1 rRNA gene is annotated in these 1,582 nt (G+C 54.8%); it reads left to right on the top strand.

The features are described from left to right. Positions 1-10: 10 nt before the first annotated feature. Positions 11-1,561: ribosomal RNA gene (locus tag SIN01_RS14665) — 16S ribosomal RNA — on the top strand. The last annotated feature ends 21 nt before the right edge of the window (positions 1,562-1,582 follow it).

The raw sequence follows: 1,582 nt of genomic DNA, 5'->3' as shown, positions 1-1,582 counted from the left end.
AATGATAAACTTTTTGGAGAGTTTGATCCTGGCTCAGGACGAACGCTGGCGGCGTGCCTAATACATGCAAGTCGAGCGCACAGAAGGGAGCTTGCTCCCGGACGTGAGCGGCGGATGGGTGAGTAACACGTGGGCAACCTGCCTGTAAGACGGGGATAACTTCGGGAAACCGGAGCTAATACCGGATAATCCCTCGCACCGCATGGTGCGAGGTTGAAAGATGGTTTCGGCCATCACTTACAGATGGGCCCGCGGTGCATTAGTTAGTTGGCGGGGTAACGGCCCACCAAGACCGCGATGCATAGCCGACCTGAGAGGGTGATCGGCCACATTGGGACTGAGACACGGCCCAAACTCCTACGGGAGGCAGCAGTAGGGAATCTTCCACAATGGACGAAAGTCTGATGGAGCAACGCCGCGTGAGCGAAGAAGGTTTTCGGATCGTAAAGCTCTGTTGCCGGAGAAGAACGAGTGCCAGAGGAAATGCTGGTGCTGTGACGGTATCCGGCCAGAAAGCCACGGCTAACTACGTGCCAGCAGCCGCGGTAATACGTAGGTGGCAAGCGTTGTCCGGAATTATTGGGCGTAAAGCGCGCGCAGGCGGCTTCTTAAGTCTGATGTGAAATCTTGCGGCTCAACCGCAAAAGGTCATTGGAAACTGGGGAGCTTGAGTGCAGAAGAGGAGAGTAGAATTCCACGTGTAGCGGTGAAATGCGTAGAGATGTGGAGGAATACCAGTGGCGAAGGCGGCTCTCTGGTCTGTTACTGACGCTGAGGTGCGAAAGCATGGGGAGCAAACAGGATTAGATACCCTGGTAGTCCATGCCGTAAACGATGAATGCTAGGTGTTAGGGGGGTCCAACCCCTTAGTGCTGAAGTTAACACATTAAGCATTCCGCCTGGGGAGTACGACCGCAAGGTTGAAACTCAAAGGAATTGACGGGGGCCCGCACAAGCAGTGGAGCATGTGGTTTAATTCGAAGCAACGCGAAGAACCTTACCAGGTCTTGACATCCTCTGACAAGTCTAGAGATAGGCCGTTCCCCTTCGGGGGACAGAGTGACAGGTGGTGCATGGTTGTCGTCAGCTCGTGTCGTGAGATGTTGGGTTAAGTCCCGCAACGAGCGCAACCCTTGATCTTAGTTGCCAGCATTAAGTTGGGCACTCTAAGGTGACTGCCGGTGACAAACCGGAGGAAGGTGGGGATGACGTCAAATCATCATGCCCCTTATGATCTGGGCTACACACGTGCTACAATGGGCGGTACAAAGGGCAGCGAAACCGCAAGGTCAAGCCAATCCCATAAAGCCGCCCCCAGTTCGGATTGCAGGCTGCAACTCGCCTGCATGAAGCCGGAATTGCTAGTAATCGCGGATCAGCATGCCGCGGTGAATCCGTTCCCGGGCCTTGTACACACCGCCCGTCACACCACGAGAGTTTGTAACACCCGAAGTCGGTGTGGGAACCTTTATGGACCCAGCCGCCGAAGGTGGGACAAATGATTGGGGTGAAGTCGTAACAAGGTAGCCGTATCGGAAGGTGCGGCTGGATCACCTCCTTTCTAAGGAAACGATCAATAGCG

It is taken from the genome of Sporolactobacillus inulinus (genome assembly GCF_006539285.1).
Classification (GTDB): domain Bacteria; phylum Bacillota; class Bacilli; order Bacillales; family Sporolactobacillaceae; genus Sporolactobacillus; species Sporolactobacillus inulinus.
This window is presented reverse-complemented; position numbering and strand designations above follow the sequence as displayed.